The sequence below is a fragment of the Maribellus comscasis genome (assembly GCF_009762775.1).
GTDB classification, from domain to species: domain Bacteria; phylum Bacteroidota; class Bacteroidia; order Bacteroidales; family Prolixibacteraceae; genus Draconibacterium; species Draconibacterium comscasis.
Window position 1 is genome coordinate 4,254,634 of record NZ_CP046401.1, and the last position, 16,908, is coordinate 4,271,541.

The window sequence follows — 16,908 nt, forward strand, 5'->3', positions numbered from 1 at the left end:
TGGTGGGGGCTATAAAACCGGATATCTAATTTAGATGAATTTTAGTCGTTCAACCAAATCTTCATGAATTTCCGGGCGGGTAACCAGCAATTGACTGTTTTTTCCATCCCATGCTTTTCCTTGCCAATCGGTAAAAACACAACCGGCTTCCCGGGTGATAACCATTCCGGCGGCAAAATCCCAAAGTTCATCTCCCACACAAATAAATCCATCTACAGCTCCGCTTGCTACCTGAATGAGTTCGATAGCTGTGGTACCCAATTTTAACGTATTGTAGGAAGAGGCAGTGGCCGCAGTAAATTTTTTGAATTTGTCGCGGTGGTTTTCATCGTAGCCGTGATTCAGAAAAATCATAGGAATGTATTCTGTGTCGAAAGCCGGAAGCTGTATACGCTTTCCATTACAAAAAGCACCGTCTCCTTTGCTTGCGTAATATTCTTCTTTGTGAATAGGATCGATAATTACTCCAACCAATGATTCTTTGCCCGACATCAGCCCAATAGAAACACCAAAAAGCGGGATAGAGCGTGCAAAATTATTGGTTCCGTCCAGCGGATCGATAACCCAAATCGGACCGTCGGAATTTCCGGTAAAACCACTCTCTTCACTCAAAATAGGATATGCCGAATTTTCTGTAAGAATCTTAACGATGGCCCTGTCAGCCTCTAAATCTGTTTCTGTAACCAGTCCTTTCGACCCGTCTTTTACACTGGAATCCTGGGTTTTGTTATAATTCTTTTCAATGATTTGAGCCGCCGCACGAGCGGCTTTAAGCGCTGTTTCTAAATCGTTGGAAAGGTTGAGCATACACACATATTTATTTAAATTTCCGGCGCGTTTGCCAGCAAATATTCCTCAGCTTCCACATTCCACAAGCCTTTTGTTTTTGCTACCAATTTTGCCAGTTCCGCATAAAGTGGATTAGTTTTTCCCATTTCTTCAAAATCGGAAATGGCTGCCAAAGGTAAGTTTTTATGTGTGTAAATCAATTTTTTTCCGCCGGGAATATTTGGAAGATTGAGTGTGGTCTCGGCAACAGCATTCAGCCCTCCAACGTGCGTAATTAATCCTGCCGGGTCCAATCCTTTACTCATACAATCGAGTGCTTCAACCATGTCGTCGTTGTTTCCGCCCGATGTTCCCACGATGTGTGTATATGCATAATGAACGTTGTAAAAATTTAATTTTGCGGAGAATTCAGGGTTCGATGGACCTGCAAAAAAGTTTAAACAACCATCGTGGCCCAAAATTGCATCAGCCTGTTCAACCACGGGAGCTACAGGAGCAAAAACAAAAACATCGTCGTAACCACCACCGGAAATTTCTTTTAATTTTTCAACCGGATTTTCAATATCACCGGTATTCAGATAAATTAATTCAATTCCATTTTCTTTTGCCCATTCTGTCGGGAAAATGTCGGCTGCACGGTCGAGACGATCCTGGGCAATGTCAGTAACTACCATTAACGAGGGCTTGCGGTCTTCGCGGGTAATTACGTAATTTATTGCAGCGAGTCCCATCGGGCCAACTCCCGCAAGAATCGCCATTTTTCCACCTTGTTTAATTTCCATTTGGTGGATATACGAACCAGGCGTAGTATGATAATTTGCATGCATTGCGCCGATTACGCAGCTTAGTGGCTCGGAAAGCGAGGCCGGATAAAAACCAGGGCCGTCGTAAGCCAGCAAACAGTCCTGAATAAGTACGTCTTTCGGAATAATTACATGAGTGGCATCGCCACCAATATTTTGATAAGAATAACCGGGTGCACTTAGAATCCCTACGGGCCCGTCTTCGTAATAAATAGCAGGTTGAATGGAAAATTTTTGCCCCGATTTAAATTTGTGCTGCCACTGCGCGCCAACTTCTACAATTTCGCCTGCAAATTCATGCCCGATAATTATCGGATTTTCGGCGGCATCGTTCGGAACGCGCTTGTGGTCAGTTCCCTGTGTTGCGGCTTTGTAACTCGACATACAAATACTGTCCGACACTACTTTTGCTAAAATTTCGTCATCTTTAACTTGCGGAAGTTCAAATTCTTCCAATCGCAAATCTTTTTTTCCGTATAATCGTACTGCTTTTGTGAGGGCCCCTCCTGACCTCCCCGAAGGGGAGGAAAAAGACGAAGTTGGTTGAGTGTTATTTGTATTTTTCATATCTTTTGTTTTTAATCGTTTCGGTACTTTCTTTATCCTTTTCCTTGGAAATGGCTTTTCTTGCTCCCCTCCCTCGGAGGGGCTGGGGGAGGCTTTTTATTTCAACATATTTTGTCCGCCGGTAACGGGTACTGCCTGTCCTGTTTCGTATTCCTGATCGATAACATAAAAAATGGCTTTTGCCACATCTTCTGCGGTGCAACCACGTCCGGCAGGAACCTGTGCTTCATAAAACGCTTTAACATCGCCAATGGTTTTGGCCCCCGGCACTTTTCCTGCTTTTAAATATTGAACAAACAATCCATTTTCAGGGTCGCTCCACAGCGGGCCGTCAAAAAAGTTCCCCGGACAAATGGAATTTACTTTGATATTGAACGGCATCAATTCAAGTGCAAACGACTGTGTGAGGCCGATTCCTCCAAATTTTCCTCCGGCGTATGCAAAGTTTTTATTGCTGCCTTTTAAACCCGATTTTGAGTTGATTTGGATGATGTCCATATAAAATTCTGGTTTGTATTTGTGCTGGATTTTCATCACTTTTTGCGCGTATTTCGAACAAAGGAAATAACCTGTGTAATTTACTTTTGTCATTAGCTCGAAAGTAGCCTGATCCATTTCGTCCAAACTGCCCGCGCGTAAAATTCCGGCGTTGGAAATCATTACATCCAAACCGCCAAATTTAAGTACGGTTTCAATTATCAGATTTTCCACAGAAGCGCCATCGGAAACATTTGCTTTCACAAAAAAGGCTTTGTTTTTTGTCCCTTTTGCGTTGAGTTCCCCGGCAAATTCCTTTCCCTTCTCCTCATTCAGGTCGGCAACAATAATGTTAGCCCCGTCATTGTGGAGAACCTGTGCAACGCCGGCACCAAATCCCTGTGCCGCGCCGGTAACAATTATAATCCGGTTTTCCAGCCGGCCTTGCGGTTTTCCTCCCAGCGAAACTTTTTTACGATAATTTTCTACTTCCCAGCTTTCAATAAAAGCAACCTGCTCGGGAGTCATCGGGTGCTGACCGCCAAAGTTTTCAGAGAGTTTACTGATTTGGCAGAAATCGTTTACGATGTCTTTTAAATATTCAACGGAAGCTGCTGAATCTTCCGCTGCAATCACGCCTTCGTTTTGAATAAAAATGATTTTGGGCATCACGCCTCTGCGCGATTTAAATTCTTTGATTTTCGATTGTGCTTCTGAAATAATATTTTCCGAAGTCTCACTATTTTCAATAAAAAGATATTCCGCCATACAATACACCATTTGGTCGGGATTGAACGGACGGGAAAGTCCTTTTTCGAAAGTTTCTTTGTTTTCAATAAAACCGGAAACCCAGGAGCTGTTAAAAGCGGTGGCAACTTTTAATTTTTCTTCCGAAAGCAACATCCTTACAGCCGGCAGAACTTCTACCATTTTGTCGGACACAGCGATTTCTTTTTCCTCAGGAAATGCATCGAAAGTGCTTTTTAATTTTGATTCTATTCCTGCGTAAATGCCGTTGATTTCATCTATTGAATTGGCAGCCACAAATATTCCATGGTTTTGGATAAGCACAATTTTCGGGTCGCAGCTATATTTTTCGTTGTATTTTGCAATTTCGTCGGCTATTATTTTGAACAAAATGTATCCTGGATCAGAATAAGGAACATAAAGCACTTCTTCTCCAAAAATTTCCAGCGTTTTTTCTTTTGCCAGTTGGCTGCACATTAAGCCATTTACCAAAGTCATGTGGGTGTGTACAACAAAACTGTAGCTAAATAAATTATGCAGCGAAGTTTCTACCGATGGGCGCAAGCCGGAATCCGGATTAACACGCGCATTTAAAAGTGCATTTTTTACCTGTTCTTCGCGTGCGGCCGAATCTTCAGAAAATTGTTGTTTCGGAATGTCGTTTAATTTTTGACGATCAAGCACACAAAATCCATCTTCATCAATATTTCCGAGGTTGGTGCCGCTGGCTTTTATCCAAAGATTACTTTCATCTTTATAAGAAGTGTTTCCGCCCCCAGCAATTACGTATCCCTTGTTTTGTCCGTAAAAGCGTGAAACGTCGATTAAATCTTTTATTTCCGGTTTCATGATTTTTGTTTTTACATTTAAAAACCTTGAAGATTTTTAAGCCTTCAAGGTTTAATCGAGTCTATTAGGTTTATTGAAAATAGGCAATTATTGCTTTTCCAAGTTCAATAAAATATTCTTTTTCTCCCGTTTTTGCTTTTTTCCCGTGAAGGTAACCTTCTTTTCCTTTCGCAATTAAATATTGATGAGCTGCAACCACTGCTGCGCCTTCGTAATTAATTGTTTTTAATTCGTCGTCGAGTTCAACACCGCCGCCGCCACTCAATTTTATCGGGTCGAGTTTGGGCGTGTTGTGTTCGCTTCCAAAGGTGATTACAAAACCGTTTTCATTAAAGAATTTTACAAAGTTTTTAAATATATCGTAGTTGTTTCTTGCCGGAATAAGTTCAATGGAATAAACATCATTTTTTAGTAATTCCTGAAGTAGCTTTTCTTTATCGGCTTCGTAATCGGTAAAGTTTCCATTTCCAAAGTCGAGTAAAACCGGATAACACGGAATTCCACCAGCGTCGATAATAATTTCTTTTACTTCTTCTAAAGAAAGAAACGCTTTCGGATCTTCAGGGACAAAAGCCGCACCTCCCGATTTTAGGAGGACTCCGCGAATTTCATTTTCCAAGCCGGCAAAATCGTCAATGGCCGACTTTATTGTTTTCCCCTGAAAAATGGCATTTAAAAGTGCAGCGCGCCCAAGGTCTGTTTCTTCTTTTTCAAAAACTGCAATCCGAATGGCCTGCGCAATGTGCCGTTCGCGAAACAGGTTTTTTGCCAGTCGCTGTTGCACTTCTGCCGCATCAAACTGAATGTCAATTTCATTTTCAGCAAAAAAAGCATTTAGTTTTTCCACCATATCATATGTCTGGCGGTTGCTTTCTTCCTGCAGATCTTTTACTTTTTTCAATGAGGATTCACTCATTTTTGCAGGTTGCCGTAACCCTTTTCCACTAAAATAAGTACGCCCCGGGTTGTTGGGATCATTCACCCGCACACCGGCTTCCTGTAAATCATTTTGCAGTGCCATAAATTCGATGTTGAACAGTGGAAAGATTTTATATTTTTCTGCCTGTTCAGCAAATTCGTTATACCCATCAGTGGTATAAAAATCGTTTATCCCCAAAACAGAAACACCTTCATTTTTTGCCAGATGAAAGGGCTGTTCAATTTCAGAAAAAGCGCTGAATGAGTGTGGCGTATGGATATGCCCGTTGATTTCGGGAACTGGTTTCTGCGGTTGTGTTTTATACCAGCTTATCAGTTCTTCCTGCTCTGGGAAAGTGGTAAAACTACTTTTGTTTAATTTCATTTTTATCAATTTAATCCAGTTGCAAAATAAAAAAAGTGAAATAATTCTGTTGTCCTTTGGTATCCTGTTATAAAATAAAAAACTGACCCAAAGGTCAGTTTTTTATTTTATTTTTGAATAATCTTAATTGTATCCTGTTCAATAGTTATAATAAATTTTCTGTTCAAAGCACCTCCATTTGTATAATAACCAAAAGATTTTTGTCGTTCAACATCTCCTTGTTTTATAAGCTCAATAATATATGCTCCATCAGATTGGTCCATCTCATCAAAAAGAATTTTTCCTTTTAGAACTTTATTGGGTTTAACATTTGTGAGAAGGAACGGCTTATCCGCATTTGAGAAAATTTTAATGGTATCGTAACTGATAGGAGAGTTATTTATAATTTTTAATTTCGGCTCCTTTGAAACACAGCCAAATAGAATAAGTGAGATAAAAAAAATAAGCTTCTTCATAAAACTGTTATTGATTGGTTGGTGTAAGTTGTGATCTATTTGTGGCTTTGCCATCTGGAGCAAGGTTGCTCAAATATCTCAATTCTCCATTATTTAAAGCATCTAATATGCAAGATTCTAGAGAAGAGTAATGTCCTCTGAAATATTTATATTTCTCTCGACCAACTTCATTGTTAAATAAATCCATCTCTTTTTCTTTATAGCTGAAATGATAAGTTGATGGTTTATTTTCATGGGCGGTTGTTAAACTCTCTGCTAATTCATATCCAAGATCTATCCTATTTAATGCATTCCAGTATGCATGTCTAAATGCATCTCCTTTACCGTTGTATAACGAATTTGGGAAAAGATTTTCTGCTTCCCATGTTGCAAATTGTGCATTAGCTAGGTAACTTAATTGATCTATTCTTGCCATATTGTCAAATATTTCTTGCTCTGACGTGGACATTTGAGATTTATAGTCTTGCTCAAAAGCATAAAAAACATCACAATCAATCCCAATCGAATTGGCAAAGTTACAATCTAAATTGTCAGCTTCAATTTCTTCTGTAATTGTTTCATTTGTTGTCCCAGAACTGCTACTTCCACCGCCACCGCCTGAATTATTCGAGTCTTCCGGGACAGGATAACAGTATAAGACACCAACAATTCTTCCGGTTAAATCTTCAACCAATACTAAACAATTATAACTACTGGCAGATTTAAGATAGTTTTCTTCAATTTTTTCAACGGAAACTACTTCGTCACTGTTGTTTATTTGCAAAATTGTGCCTTCGAAATTTTTATATCGGTTGTTATAATTAATTTTTTGTACGTCCTGTAGTTTTTCCTTATCCATGTATGATATATAAAATTCAAGTAACGATGAATAAATACCATTTTTGTTTAGAAATATTATTCGGCTTTCAATATTCAACTTTTCATTTCCATCGATTTGCAATTTAAAATTATTTTTAAATTTAATTGGCACTTCTACTAATAACAGACTATCCAAATCATTAACCACTGTTTTTCCCCATTTCAGTTTATCTGCTGACTCAAGCAATTTAAATTTATTTTTCTCAGGATTACTTTCAAACCACGCCTGAGCTTCCTCAATGATTTCTTTATCATTTTGTAATGCCGATTTCAATAAAACATCTTCTTCAATTTGAAATTCATCCTCATGACAAGAGTTAATAAACAGCATAAAAACTGATAGTAGAAATAAAAGTGTTGATTTTTTCATAGTTTTACAAAGTTTTGTGGGATTAGGAGTTGCACCTCTTTCTCCCGGTTTATAAAAACAAATATTTGGGCCGGAGGAAACTCCGGTCTTTTTTGTGTCTGATTTTGTCTGGGTTTCATAAAATAGTACTGAAACGAGGTTTTTTAGTTTTATGTGAAAGTAAGGATAATTATTTATCAAAACAATTTTTTAGATAATTTCTTGGGGGGGGTAATTTAGAGCGTTTTTAAATTGATTTTTTCAAAAAGAACTTCTATTAAATTAAATTGTTAATCAAACTAAATCATTTAAAAATTGAAGGAAATGAGCAAAACAATACTTATGACTGCCTCCTTGTTAATGGCACTGGCTGTTGGCATTGGTGCTTTTGGGGCACACGGATTAAAATCACACTTATCTGATGAAATGTTACAAACATACAAAACCGGGGTTGAGTATCATTTTTACCATGCCTTGGGATTATTGCTTGTTGGTGTGTTATCAATCTCAATGCCTTCGGTATATTTAAAATGGTCAGCTATTTTATTAACTGCCGGAATTGTTTTGTTTTCAGGAAGTTTGTATGTTCTCGTAGTTTCGGGAATAAAAGCTTTAGGTGCCATAACTCCGCTGGGCGGTTTGAGTTTTATCGCCGGATGGATTTTGTTATTTGTTGGCGTTTGGAGGAAATTTCCGATGTAAATTGTTAATTAATGCTTCGCAAATAAACGGTTAGTGTTTACAAAAAGTTGTTAAGAAAAAATTACAGAATTCTTTTTTTAATTAGTATTGCGGGAAATTGGAGTTTATGTCCGGAAAATACCTTTTACCGCTATGCTTATTTGTTTTGAGCTTTGTACAAGTGCGCGCCCAGTATGTAAATACGGATTCTTTAATTGTTGTCCCTGGATATCTTTCAGCAGTAACGATTTTTCAGTTTGATTCTATTCAAAAACAAAAGACCGACACTAATCAATCTTATTTTGCTGAATTTGATGTTCCCGGTGAAGGCAGAAAAATAATCAGTCGTTTTGGGCCGCGTTCGGGTAGAATGCATTACGGAACCGATATAAAAATGCAAAAAGGCGATACCATTTATGCAGCATGCGGCGGCGTTGTTTCCCGTTCCAGTTACTATTATGGTTTTGGAAATTTGGTCGTGCTTCAGCACAAAAATAATTTGGAAACTTATTATGGACATCTGTCTGAATTTTTAGTGGAAAAACATTCGTGGGTGAATAAAGGCGAAGCCATTGGACTGGCAGGCTCAACAGGAAGAGCAACTACAAGTCATTTACATTTTGAGATACACGAGAACGGACGTGTATTTGACTCTGAACTGGTGTTTGACTACGAGAATCAGAAAGTGAGAGATGATGCTTGTCATACCAAAACTTTGGCGGCCCTGCACAAGGAATTAAAACCTAAAGGATATTCAAACAGTGTTGCAGTACCTGAGTATTATAAAGTTTGCTCAGGCGATTCGCTTTGGGTGATTTCCCGAAAGTTTAAAACTTCAATCAAAGAAATTTGTCGTTTAAATCAGCTCACTGAAAATTCTGTGCTTCAGATTGGGCAGCCTTTGCGGTTGTACTAACAAAAAATCCGACCTTTTTCAAAGTCGGATTAAGATTACTTTTGGCAAAGTAGTATAAGCGGGGAATTCTGAACTTCCTTTTTTACTTAAAATTCCCCGTTATTTTTTTAGATTCCTTTTGCATTTCTGTCAAGCTGTTCTTCTTCCGTAAAGTCATTTTCAGGTGTATATCCCGGAATTGGAAGAATACGTTCGTGGATGGCATCAATAATCCACTCGGGTTGCGGGAAGAAGTAGTCTTCCAGTTCGTGTGCCGGTGTAATCCAGTTACGCGAACCAACAACAACTGGTGGAGCATCTAAATAATCAAATGCCAGTTCTGTAATATTTGAGGCCAAATCGCGCAGGAATGAACCGCGTCCGGAAGCATCGCCCGAAATTACAATTCTTCCTGTTTTTTTGATGGATTCAATCACCAGATCGTAATTAAATGGCACCAGTGAGCGGGCATCAATTACCTCAGCTGAAAGATTGTATTTTTCCTCAAGTGTTTTAGCCGCATCCAGAGCGCGGTACAAAGTTGCCCCAATGGTTAAAATGGTAACATCGCTTCCTTCTTTTTTGATATCCGGTTCGCCCATTGGAATTTCATAATAACCTTCCGGTACACCACCTTCGTGGAATTGTTCGCCAATATCGTAAATACGTTGGCTTTCAAAGAAAACCACTGGGTCAGTTCCCTGAAGTGCGCTGGTCATTAACCCTTTTGCATCGTAAGGCGTAACCGGGAAAACGACTTTTAATCCGGGAATATGAGCAGCCAGCGCTGTCCAGTCTTGCGAGTGTTGTGCCCCATATTTTGAGCCAACAGAAACGCGAATTACAACCGGCATTTTAAGTACATTTCCACTCATGGCCTGCCATTTTGGAAGTTGGTTAAAAACCTCGTCGCCGGCACGACCCAAAAAGTCGCAATACATAATTTCAGGAATTACACGGCCTCCGCACATAGCATAACCAATGGCGGTTCCCACAATCGATGCTTCAGAAATAGGAGAGTTAAACAATCGGTGGTAAGGCAGTGCTTCTGTTAGCCCGCGGTAAACAGCAAATGCGCCACCCCAGTCACGGTTTTCTTCTCCGTAGGCAATTAAAGTTGGATCTTTATAAAAACGGTCAACGATTGCTTCGAAAATTCCATCGCGTAATCCGTAGGTTTTTATTTTTGAATGAGGTTTTCCGTTTTTATCAAACATAAACCGTTCTTTTTTTGCCAGTTGCTGAACACGTGGATTTTCTTCCATCGGGTGATTTACTTCCACCGGACGCTCTTCCATTTTATCCAGGCTTTGGTTGCTGAACATCATATCGCCAATCAAATTTGGATATTTTTTCATATCCATGTGTGGCGAAACTTCGTCGTCGATAGCCAGTTTGAGCGAACTTGTAATAATTTCTACAGTTTCATTTTTAATGGCTTCCAATTCTTCTTGTGTGGCAATGCCGGCTTTTGCCAGTTCGCTGCCAAACCAAACAATCGAATCCTGTTTTTCCCAGGCTTCCACTTCTTCTTTTGACCGGTACGAAGAGGCATCGGAAGGAGAGTGCCCGCTGTAACGATAGGTAAGAACGTCAAGTAAGACCGGGCCGCGTTTCTCTTCAATGATTTTTCTTTTACGTTTGTAGGCGTCGATTACTGCCAACGGATTGTAACCGTCAACGCGTTCGGCATGCATTTGATCTTTGTTTAATCCGGCACCAATTCTGGCTGCAATTTCATAACCCATGGTTTCTCCGCAGGTTTGTCCGCCCATTCCGTATTGGTTATTCATAATATTGACAACCAGGGGAAGTCCGCCTTTCATATCGCCTTCCCACAGTTCAGAGAATTGGTCCATGGTGGCAAAAGTTAATCCTTCCCAAACCGGACCGCAAGCCATGGATGCGTCGCCAATGTTGGCGACAACAATCCCTTTTTTGCGATTCACTTTTTTGTACAAAGCTGCACCCACTGAGATATCGCCGGAACCACCAACAATAGCGTTGTTCGGATAAACTCCAAACGGAGTGAAGAACGCGTGCATCGAACCACCCAGTCCTTTGTTGAATCCGGTTTCGCGGGCAAAAATTTCAGCCAGTGTTCCGTAAATCAGGAATTTAATAGCTAACTCTTTTGTGGAGCCCTTGTGGCCCGCTTTTACCGGAGCCAGAGTTTTTCCATCGAAATGGGTTTCCATTATTTCTTCCAGTGTTTTGTCATCCAATTTTGAAATAGCAGACAAACCTTTTGCTAAAATTTCACCGTGGCTGCGGTGTGAACCAAAGATAAAATCATCAACATCTAAAGTGTAAGCCATTCCAACAGCAGCAGCTTCCTGCCCGATGGAAAGGTGAGCTGGTCCCGGATGATTGTATGGAATCTCGTTGTATTCTCCGCGGGTTTTTATCAGGTTTAACATGGTTTCAAATTCGCGAATAACAACCATGTCATGAAATATGCGGATAAAATCTTCTTTTGAAAAATTTTCTTTTTCTTCTTCAATCGTTTTTTCGTACTGATTGATTGGAATTGGTTTGAATTCCAGTTGGCGAGGTTTTCTGACCTCTTCAGGATTTATAAATTGTACTTTTGGCATCGTATTAAGTTTAATGTTTAAAGTGAAAGAGTTTCAATCTGATTTTTAATTTCAGCAAGGAATAGAGTTGCTTCTCCTCCGTCGAGCGCCTGGTGATCGTAAGTTAACGAAAGTCCCATCATTGGAACAAAACCGTAAACCCCTTCTTCAATTTCTTTTGGGCGTGGGATGATTGTACAAACTCCCAAAATAGCAGTTTGCGGAAGATTTATTACCGGAGTAAACATTTCCACGCCGTAATTTCCAAGGTTAGAAACTGTAAATGACGCTGCTTCCGGACTTAATAAGTCAGGATTGATACTTCCGGCACGGCTTTGTGTGGCAACTTGCTGCAGTTGGTAAGAAAGTCCTGTGATCGATAAATCGTCAGCGTTTTGAACGGCAGGAACCATAAGGCCACGATCCGTGTCAACTGCCAGTCCAAGATGAACTTTTTTGAACCATTTCATTTTGTCGCCCAGATAATGCGTGTTTGCCTGTGGAAATTTTTCCAACGCACGAATTACAGCAAAACAAACCAAATCATTAATTGTAACATTTTGTTTGATTGTTCCTTCGGAATATTCTTTTTTGAATTTTTTGCGCAATTTCATGATTTGTCGCGCATCAGCACTCATGTGGTGTGTAAGTTGTGCCGAGTTTTGCAACGACTGGTGCATGGCGTTTGCAATCAGTTTGCGAATATTTGGAATCGATTTTACCTCGAAATCACTTCCCGATTCAAGAACAACTGCGGGTTTTGACGGAGCAGCTGCAACAGGTGCCGGTTTGGCTTTTGTTTCTGTATTTACTGCCGGTTCTGGTGTTGTTGTTTTTGAGGCTTCTTCTATATCACGGGCAATAATTCTGCCGCGGGGGCCGGAGCCTTTTAATGTTGAGATGTCAACACCCATCGACTCCGCCATGTTTTTTGCCAATGGGGATATTCGAATTCGACTACCAGATCCGCTTTCTTCCATCTCGAATTCAATCACTTTAGGTGCTTCTTCTTCAGTTTCTTTTTCTTCCGATTCCTGAGTTACTTCGTTTCCAGGAGCGAACTCGTCAAAAGATTCTCCCGCTTTTCCGATAACCGCAACATTCGCGAGTACCGGAATCTCATCACCTTCTTCAAAAAATGTGGCTAAAAGCACACCGCTTTCTTTTGCTTCTTCTTCAAACGATGCCTTGTCGGTTTCGTAAGAGAAAAGGATGTCTCCTTCACTAACTTCTTCTCCAACCGATTTGTACCATTGCCCAAGAATGCATGATTCTACTGACTGGCCCTGGCGCGGCATTAATACTGGTATTGCCATAATCTTACTGGTTTGTTATTTTGATTTACTTGTTATTACAAATTTTAATTATCGATTATTCTTAATATGTTGAAAATCAATATGTAATTATTTACATTGTTTAAATCGGTGTAAAAATATATTTTATAACTTGTATTTACAAGTTGTTTAATATGTTTTAAAAATTTTTTAACTTTGGAGCAAAATGGGGAGCATACCACAATACCGTCAATTATATGAGATTCTTCGAAAACACATCATGAATGGTGTTTACGGGGAAGGAAGTTTACTGCCGTCTGAAAATGAATTGTGTGCAGCACATAATATGACCCGCCCGACAGTGAGGCATGCGCTTGATTCACTTGTAAAGGACGGATTGATTTTGAAAAAGCAGGGGAAAGGAAGTATTGTCAAAAAGCCGGTTCGGGATATCGGCATTTTATCTATTGCCGGAACAGCGTCAGCAGTTGGCGTTCGTTATCTGAAAACCGATATTTTACAAAAGCCGGTTATTCAGAAATGGGAGGAATCGTTTCCCTTTGAACTTTCGGAACTGGAACAGGAAGCCGGATGTGTTTATATGGAACGACTTCGTTTTGTTGAAGGAGCTCCTGTTTTTTACGATATTAATCATCTTCCGAATATTCATATTCCCCGGATTACCAATCGTTCATTTGAAAATAAATCGCTGTTTGACATTTTACGGCAGACTTATCAGATTGAAATATTGGGAGGTGAGCAAAAACTTAAGGCTATTAAACCTGATGCTAAGATTAAAAAACTCCTTCAACTTAAAAGTGGCCAACCGGTTTTGTATATCGAACGAAAGCTTGCAACAAACAAAGAAGGATTTAATATTTATTCTACTATATATTTTAATTCGGAAAAGCATGCAATTTTCGGCCGCTTTTAAATCTAAATAAGCAGGCTTCAATAAAATAAGCGCCTAAAAATTTTTAACTCCAATCATATAATCCTACTTTTGACCGCTATTTTTTTTAAACCAATTCATTTACAGTGCAAAAATGAATTAGAATTTACTCATGTTGTTCTGCCCGGGAATTTTTTGGAATGTATTTATCGGGCGGGAAATAAAGTAAAAGTATGATTGCAGAGAATTTAGAACTGGTTGAACCGGTTAATAAAGAAGGAATAAGGGCTACATTTCAAAATGAAAAATACGGCCGGCACCCAAGGAATAACTTTGATATATGGATGGCTGATTCTATAGAACCCACACCTTTGGTTATATACATTCATGGCGGAGGTTTTATTGGCGGAGATAAATCAAAATATTACTCATCTGATGATATGGTTCGTTTTCTTCGTTCGGGGGTTTCAGTTGCGGTTATTAATTACCGGTTTATGAACGAGGCGCCCTACGGGATTTTAGCCAGTTTAAATGATTCAAAGCGTTGTCTTCAGTATATCCGTTACAATGCAAAAAAATATAATATCGATAAAAATCGTGTTGCATGTTCAGGAGGGTCTGCGGGAGCAGGCACATCATTGTGGCTTGCTTTTTCTGTTGACATGGCAGAACCGGAAAGCGAAAATCCGGTGCTTCGCGAGTCGACAAGAATAACGTGCGCGGGAGCATTTGCAACGCAATCAACTTATGATATTTGCCGCTGGGACAAAATTATAGGTTTGCCTAAAGATAATTCACCGGAGAAGATGCTGGAAATTGCACAGGCATTTGGTTTTAACTCGGCCGATTACATAAAAACCCCGGAGGCAGAAGTCGTTCGAAAGGAGCTCGATTTTTTGGAGAAAATGAATAAAAATGCCTCTCCTTTTTTTGTGTTTAATAAACAAGCAGGTGGCGCACCAATGAATCAGGACGAATTAAATCATCATCCAAATCATGCCATGGCATTACTGGAAAGAGCAAAGGAGGTGGAAGCCGAAGCCATTGTTTATGCTCCGGAAATTGGAATCGTTGATCCTTCAGGAAAGGATTTGGTTGATTTTTTCCTGGGTAAATTCAATTTGGAAGAGAAGTAATATTTATTCAATGTGTCTGAATAAATATTCATTTTTTGTTCTGAAAACTTTTAAAATCACATAAAAATATTCATCTTTGCGGCCGATAAAAATGTTGATAACGAAAAGAATACAATGAAGGTTTTAAAATTTGGTGGTACCTCGGTTGGTTCGCCCGAAAATATGAGAGCGGTAATGAAACTGGTTACCGACGGAGAACAAAAAATTGTAGTTTTATCGGCCATGTCGGGTACTACAAACTCTTTGGTTGAAATAGCAAATTATCTTCATAAAAGAAATAAGGACACAGCCCGTATTTTTATAGGGAAACTGGAAACCAAATACAAAAAGGTTGTTGAAAAGCTCTTCGAAACAGAAGAGAATAAAACACTCGGACAAAAGGTGCTAAAAGAAAGCTTTAACACCATAAAATCGTTTACTTCGGGGAAATTTAGCCTGGTAGGTGAAAATACTATTTTGGCTCAGGGAGAATTAATTTCTACCCAATTATTTGCCTTGTTGATGGAAGAAAACGGATTCAATGTAAAATTGCTTCCTGCACTTGATTTTATGCGAATAGATGAAGATAAATCAGCAGACCAGACAGCTATTCGGAAAAATCTGAAGAAAGTTCTTAAAAAAACCGGAGAAGCCGATTATTATATCACTCAAGGATTTATCTGCCGGAATACAGACGGGGATATTGACAATTTGCAACGAGGGGGGAGTGATTATACCGCTTCTTTAATTGGAGCGGCGGTTGATGTGGAAGAAATTCAAATCTGGACTGATATTGATGGGTTTCATAATAATGATCCGCGGTATGTGGGAAATACCAAGAAAATAGAACAGCTTTCATTTAACGAAGCGGCTGAGTTGGCTTATTTTGGAGCGAAGATTTTGCATCCGCACACGGTGCTTCCTGCCCGGGTTCATAATATTCCTGTTCGTTTGAAAAATACCATGAATCCTTCTGATAGTGGAACGTTGATTACAGCGGAGTCTGACGGGACAGGTATTAAAGCTGTTGCTGCAAAAGACGGAATTACAGCGATTAAAATTCGCTCCGGAAGAATGTTTATGGCTTATGGGTTTTTGAAAAATGTATTTCAGATTTTTGAGAAATACAAAACGCCCATCGATATGATTTCAACTTCAGAGGTTGCCGTTTCGCTAACAATTGATAATGTATGGAATTTAAGTCAGATCAGAGCTGAGCTTGACCAGTACGGAACTGTGGAAATCGACGATGAAATGACTATTATTTGTATTGTTGGCGATATTATTCAGGAGGAGAAAGGTTTTGCATCAAAAGTATTTAATGCGCTTGATGGAATTCCAATTCGTATGATTTCTTACGGAGGGAGCCGACACAACATTTCGGTACTTGTTCCTACTTCGCGAAAAAAAGAAACGCTTCAGGCACTTAGCGACGATTTGCTAAACAATGGAAATTAAATAACTGCAAAAAAGAAAAATGGCATCTTATCACGGGGTGTCATTTTTTTGTTTAAATTTTTATTTGTATCACTTCACCCGCTTCGTAGCGCGAAGTTAATTTTACCTTGAACCGGGTTTCCAGAGCTTGGATTTCTTTAAAAGCAATTTCAGGTGAATTGTTCTCTTTTGATAAATGACTGAGAAAAACACATTCCAGATGATCCCCCGCATGATTGTCGAGAAGTTGAAAAGCCTGATTATTGGAAAGATGTCCGTATGCAGAGGCTATTCTTCTTTTTAATATGTAAGGATAACGCCCTTCCCAGAGCATTTTTTCATCGTAGTTGGTTTCGAGAAAAAGCGCGTCACATTTTTCCAGATGAAACTGAACGTTTTCGCAAGCTTCTCCGATATCGGTAAAAACACCAATATTTTTTCCAGCGTATTCAATTCTAAATGAGCAAGGTTCAACTGCATCATGGTTTTTTAGAAACGGATAAACTGCAAATTCTCCAATATTAATTTCGCTGGCAGGTTCAAAAAAACGCGGATAATCGGGCCTGAGATTTTTGTAGGCTGCATTGTATGTTTTTGCAGTAATGTAAACAGGAACATGCAATCGTTTAGCTAAAACCCTTGCTCCTCGCAAATGGTCGCTGTGTTCGTGCGATATAAAAACTGCCTTTAATTTGGCCGAATCCAATTCTTTTTCCTTCATACGAAGCAGAATTTGTTTACACGAAATTCCGGCATCAACTAAAATGGCATCTTTTTTATTTCCAATATAGTAGCAGTTTCCGTTGCTCCCTGATGCTATTGCACAAATCTCCAGCATTTT

The 16,908-nt window shown here is 39.4% G+C and carries 14 protein-coding genes; 5 read left to right on the top strand and 9 right to left on the bottom strand.

Annotation, left to right across the window (positions count from 1 at the left end):
• Positions 1–30: 30 nt before the first annotated feature.
• The 6 genes from GM418_RS16760 to GM418_RS16785 form a co-directional block, all read right to left on the bottom strand.
• Positions 31–807 (bottom strand): inositol monophosphatase family protein, encoded by a 777-nt coding sequence (locus tag GM418_RS16760; protein WP_158868350.1) that lies wholly within the window; start codon positions 805–807, stop codon positions 31–33.
• A gap of 14 nt (positions 808–821) precedes the next feature.
• Entirely contained in the window at positions 822–2,159 is a 1,338-nt protein-coding gene (locus GM418_RS16765) for a zinc-binding dehydrogenase (protein WP_158868352.1), read from the bottom strand.
• Between the two features lie 96 nt (positions 2,160–2,255).
• Complete coding sequence (locus GM418_RS16770) at positions 2,256–4,232, bottom strand: SDR family NAD(P)-dependent oxidoreductase (RefSeq protein WP_158868354.1); 1,977 nt, start codon at positions 4,230–4,232, stop codon at positions 2,256–2,258.
• 70 nt (positions 4,233–4,302) lie between these two features.
• A complete protein-coding gene (locus tag GM418_RS16775; RefSeq protein ID WP_158868356.1) occupies positions 4,303–5,535 on the bottom strand; it encodes a PHP domain-containing protein in 1,233 nt (410 codons plus the stop codon).
• Between the two features lie 107 nt (positions 5,536–5,642).
• Positions 5,643–5,990, bottom strand: a complete 348-nt coding sequence (locus GM418_RS16780) for a hypothetical protein (RefSeq protein WP_158868358.1) — start codon at positions 5,988–5,990, stop codon at positions 5,643–5,645.
• Positions 5,991–5,997: 7 nt separating this feature from the next.
• On the bottom strand, positions 5,998–7,218 hold the full coding sequence (locus GM418_RS16785; RefSeq protein ID WP_158868360.1) for a DUF6973 domain-containing protein: 1,221 nt from the start codon (positions 7,216–7,218) through the stop codon (positions 5,998–6,000).
• Positions 7,219–7,521: 303 nt separating this feature from the next.
• On the opposite strand from GM418_RS16785, the gene GM418_RS16790 reads away from it, so the two are divergent.
• Together GM418_RS16790 and GM418_RS16795 are read left to right on the top strand one after the other, a co-directional pair.
• Positions 7,522–7,899, top strand: coding sequence for a DUF423 domain-containing protein (locus GM418_RS16790; RefSeq protein WP_158868362.1), 378 nt, complete (start codon positions 7,522–7,524; stop codon positions 7,897–7,899).
• Between the two features lie 106 nt (positions 7,900–8,005).
• Positions 8,006–8,794, top strand: a complete 789-nt coding sequence (locus GM418_RS16795; protein ID WP_158868364.1) for a M23 family metallopeptidase — start codon at positions 8,006–8,008, stop codon at positions 8,792–8,794.
• Between the two features lie 107 nt (positions 8,795–8,901).
• Here the strand turns inward: GM418_RS16795 and GM418_RS16800 are convergent, their stop codons facing one another.
• Together GM418_RS16800 and GM418_RS16805 are read right to left on the bottom strand one after the other, a co-directional pair.
• Positions 8,902–11,370, bottom strand: a complete 2,469-nt coding sequence (locus GM418_RS16800) for an alpha-ketoacid dehydrogenase subunit alpha/beta (RefSeq protein ID WP_158868366.1) — start codon at positions 11,368–11,370, stop codon at positions 8,902–8,904.
• A gap of 17 nt (positions 11,371–11,387) precedes the next feature.
• Positions 11,388–12,665, bottom strand: coding sequence for a dihydrolipoamide acetyltransferase family protein (locus GM418_RS16805; protein WP_158868368.1), 1,278 nt, complete (start codon positions 12,663–12,665; stop codon positions 11,388–11,390).
• A 184-nt stretch (positions 12,666–12,849) separates the two neighbouring features.
• Here GM418_RS16805 and GM418_RS16810 point away from each other — a divergent pair, with 184 nt between their 5' ends.
• The 3 genes from GM418_RS16810 (at position 12,850) to GM418_RS16820 (ending at position 16,088) form a co-directional block, all read left to right on the top strand.
• Positions 12,850–13,557: a GntR family transcriptional regulator gene (locus GM418_RS16810; protein WP_158868369.1), complete on the top strand. Its 708-nt coding sequence runs from the start codon at positions 12,850–12,852 to the stop codon at positions 13,555–13,557.
• Between the two features lie 191 nt (positions 13,558–13,748).
• Positions 13,749–14,651, top strand: a complete 903-nt coding sequence (locus GM418_RS16815; RefSeq protein ID WP_158868371.1) for an alpha/beta hydrolase fold domain-containing protein — start codon at positions 13,749–13,751, stop codon at positions 14,649–14,651.
• A gap of 114 nt (positions 14,652–14,765) precedes the next feature.
• Positions 14,766–16,088: an aspartate kinase gene (locus GM418_RS16820; protein ID WP_158868373.1), complete on the top strand. Its 1,323-nt coding sequence runs from the start codon at positions 14,766–14,768 to the stop codon at positions 16,086–16,088.
• 52 nt (positions 16,089–16,140) lie between these two features.
• Here GM418_RS16820 and GM418_RS16825 read toward each other — a convergent pair whose 3' ends face one another.
• Positions 16,141–16,905 carry an MBL fold metallo-hydrolase gene (locus GM418_RS16825; protein ID WP_158868375.1) on the bottom strand — a complete coding sequence of 255 codons (765 nt, stop codon included), beginning with the start codon at positions 16,903–16,905 and terminating at the stop codon, positions 16,141–16,143.
• Positions 16,906–16,908: the final 3 nt, after the last annotated feature.

Coding starts and splice junctions, on each gene's coding strand:
- GM418_RS16760 (WP_158868350.1), bottom strand. CDS start 807: ATGCTCAACCTTTCCAACGATTTAGAAACAGCGCTTAAAGCCGCTCGT.
- GM418_RS16765 (WP_158868352.1), bottom strand. CDS start 2,159: ATGAAAAATACAAATAACACTCAACCAACTTCGTCTTTTTCCTCCCCT.
- GM418_RS16770 (WP_158868354.1), bottom strand. CDS start 4,232: ATGAAACCGGAAATAAAAGATTTAATCGACGTTTCACGCTTTTACGGA.
- GM418_RS16775 (WP_158868356.1), bottom strand. CDS start 5,535: ATGAAATTAAACAAAAGTAGTTTTACCACTTTCCCAGAGCAGGAAGAA.
- GM418_RS16780 (WP_158868358.1), bottom strand. CDS start 5,990: ATGAAGAAGCTTATTTTTTTTATCTCACTTATTCTATTTGGCTGTGTT.
- GM418_RS16785 (WP_158868360.1), bottom strand. CDS start 7,218: ATGAAAAAATCAACACTTTTATTTCTACTATCAGTTTTTATGCTGTTT.
- GM418_RS16790 (WP_158868362.1), top strand. CDS start 7,522: ATGAGCAAAACAATACTTATGACTGCCTCCTTGTTAATGGCACTGGCT.
- GM418_RS16795 (WP_158868364.1), top strand. CDS start 8,006: ATGTCCGGAAAATACCTTTTACCGCTATGCTTATTTGTTTTGAGCTTT.
- GM418_RS16800 (WP_158868366.1), bottom strand. CDS start 11,370: ATGCCAAAAGTACAATTTATAAATCCTGAAGAGGTCAGAAAACCTCGC.
- GM418_RS16805 (WP_158868368.1), bottom strand. CDS start 12,665: ATGGCAATACCAGTATTAATGCCGCGCCAGGGCCAGTCAGTAGAATCA.
- GM418_RS16810 (WP_158868369.1), top strand. CDS start 12,850: ATGGGGAGCATACCACAATACCGTCAATTATATGAGATTCTTCGAAAA.
- GM418_RS16815 (WP_158868371.1), top strand. CDS start 13,749: ATGATTGCAGAGAATTTAGAACTGGTTGAACCGGTTAATAAAGAAGGA.
- GM418_RS16820 (WP_158868373.1), top strand. CDS start 14,766: ATGAAGGTTTTAAAATTTGGTGGTACCTCGGTTGGTTCGCCCGAAAAT.
- GM418_RS16825 (WP_158868375.1), bottom strand. CDS start 16,905: ATGCTGGAGATTTGTGCAATAGCATCAGGGAGCAACGGAAACTGCTAC.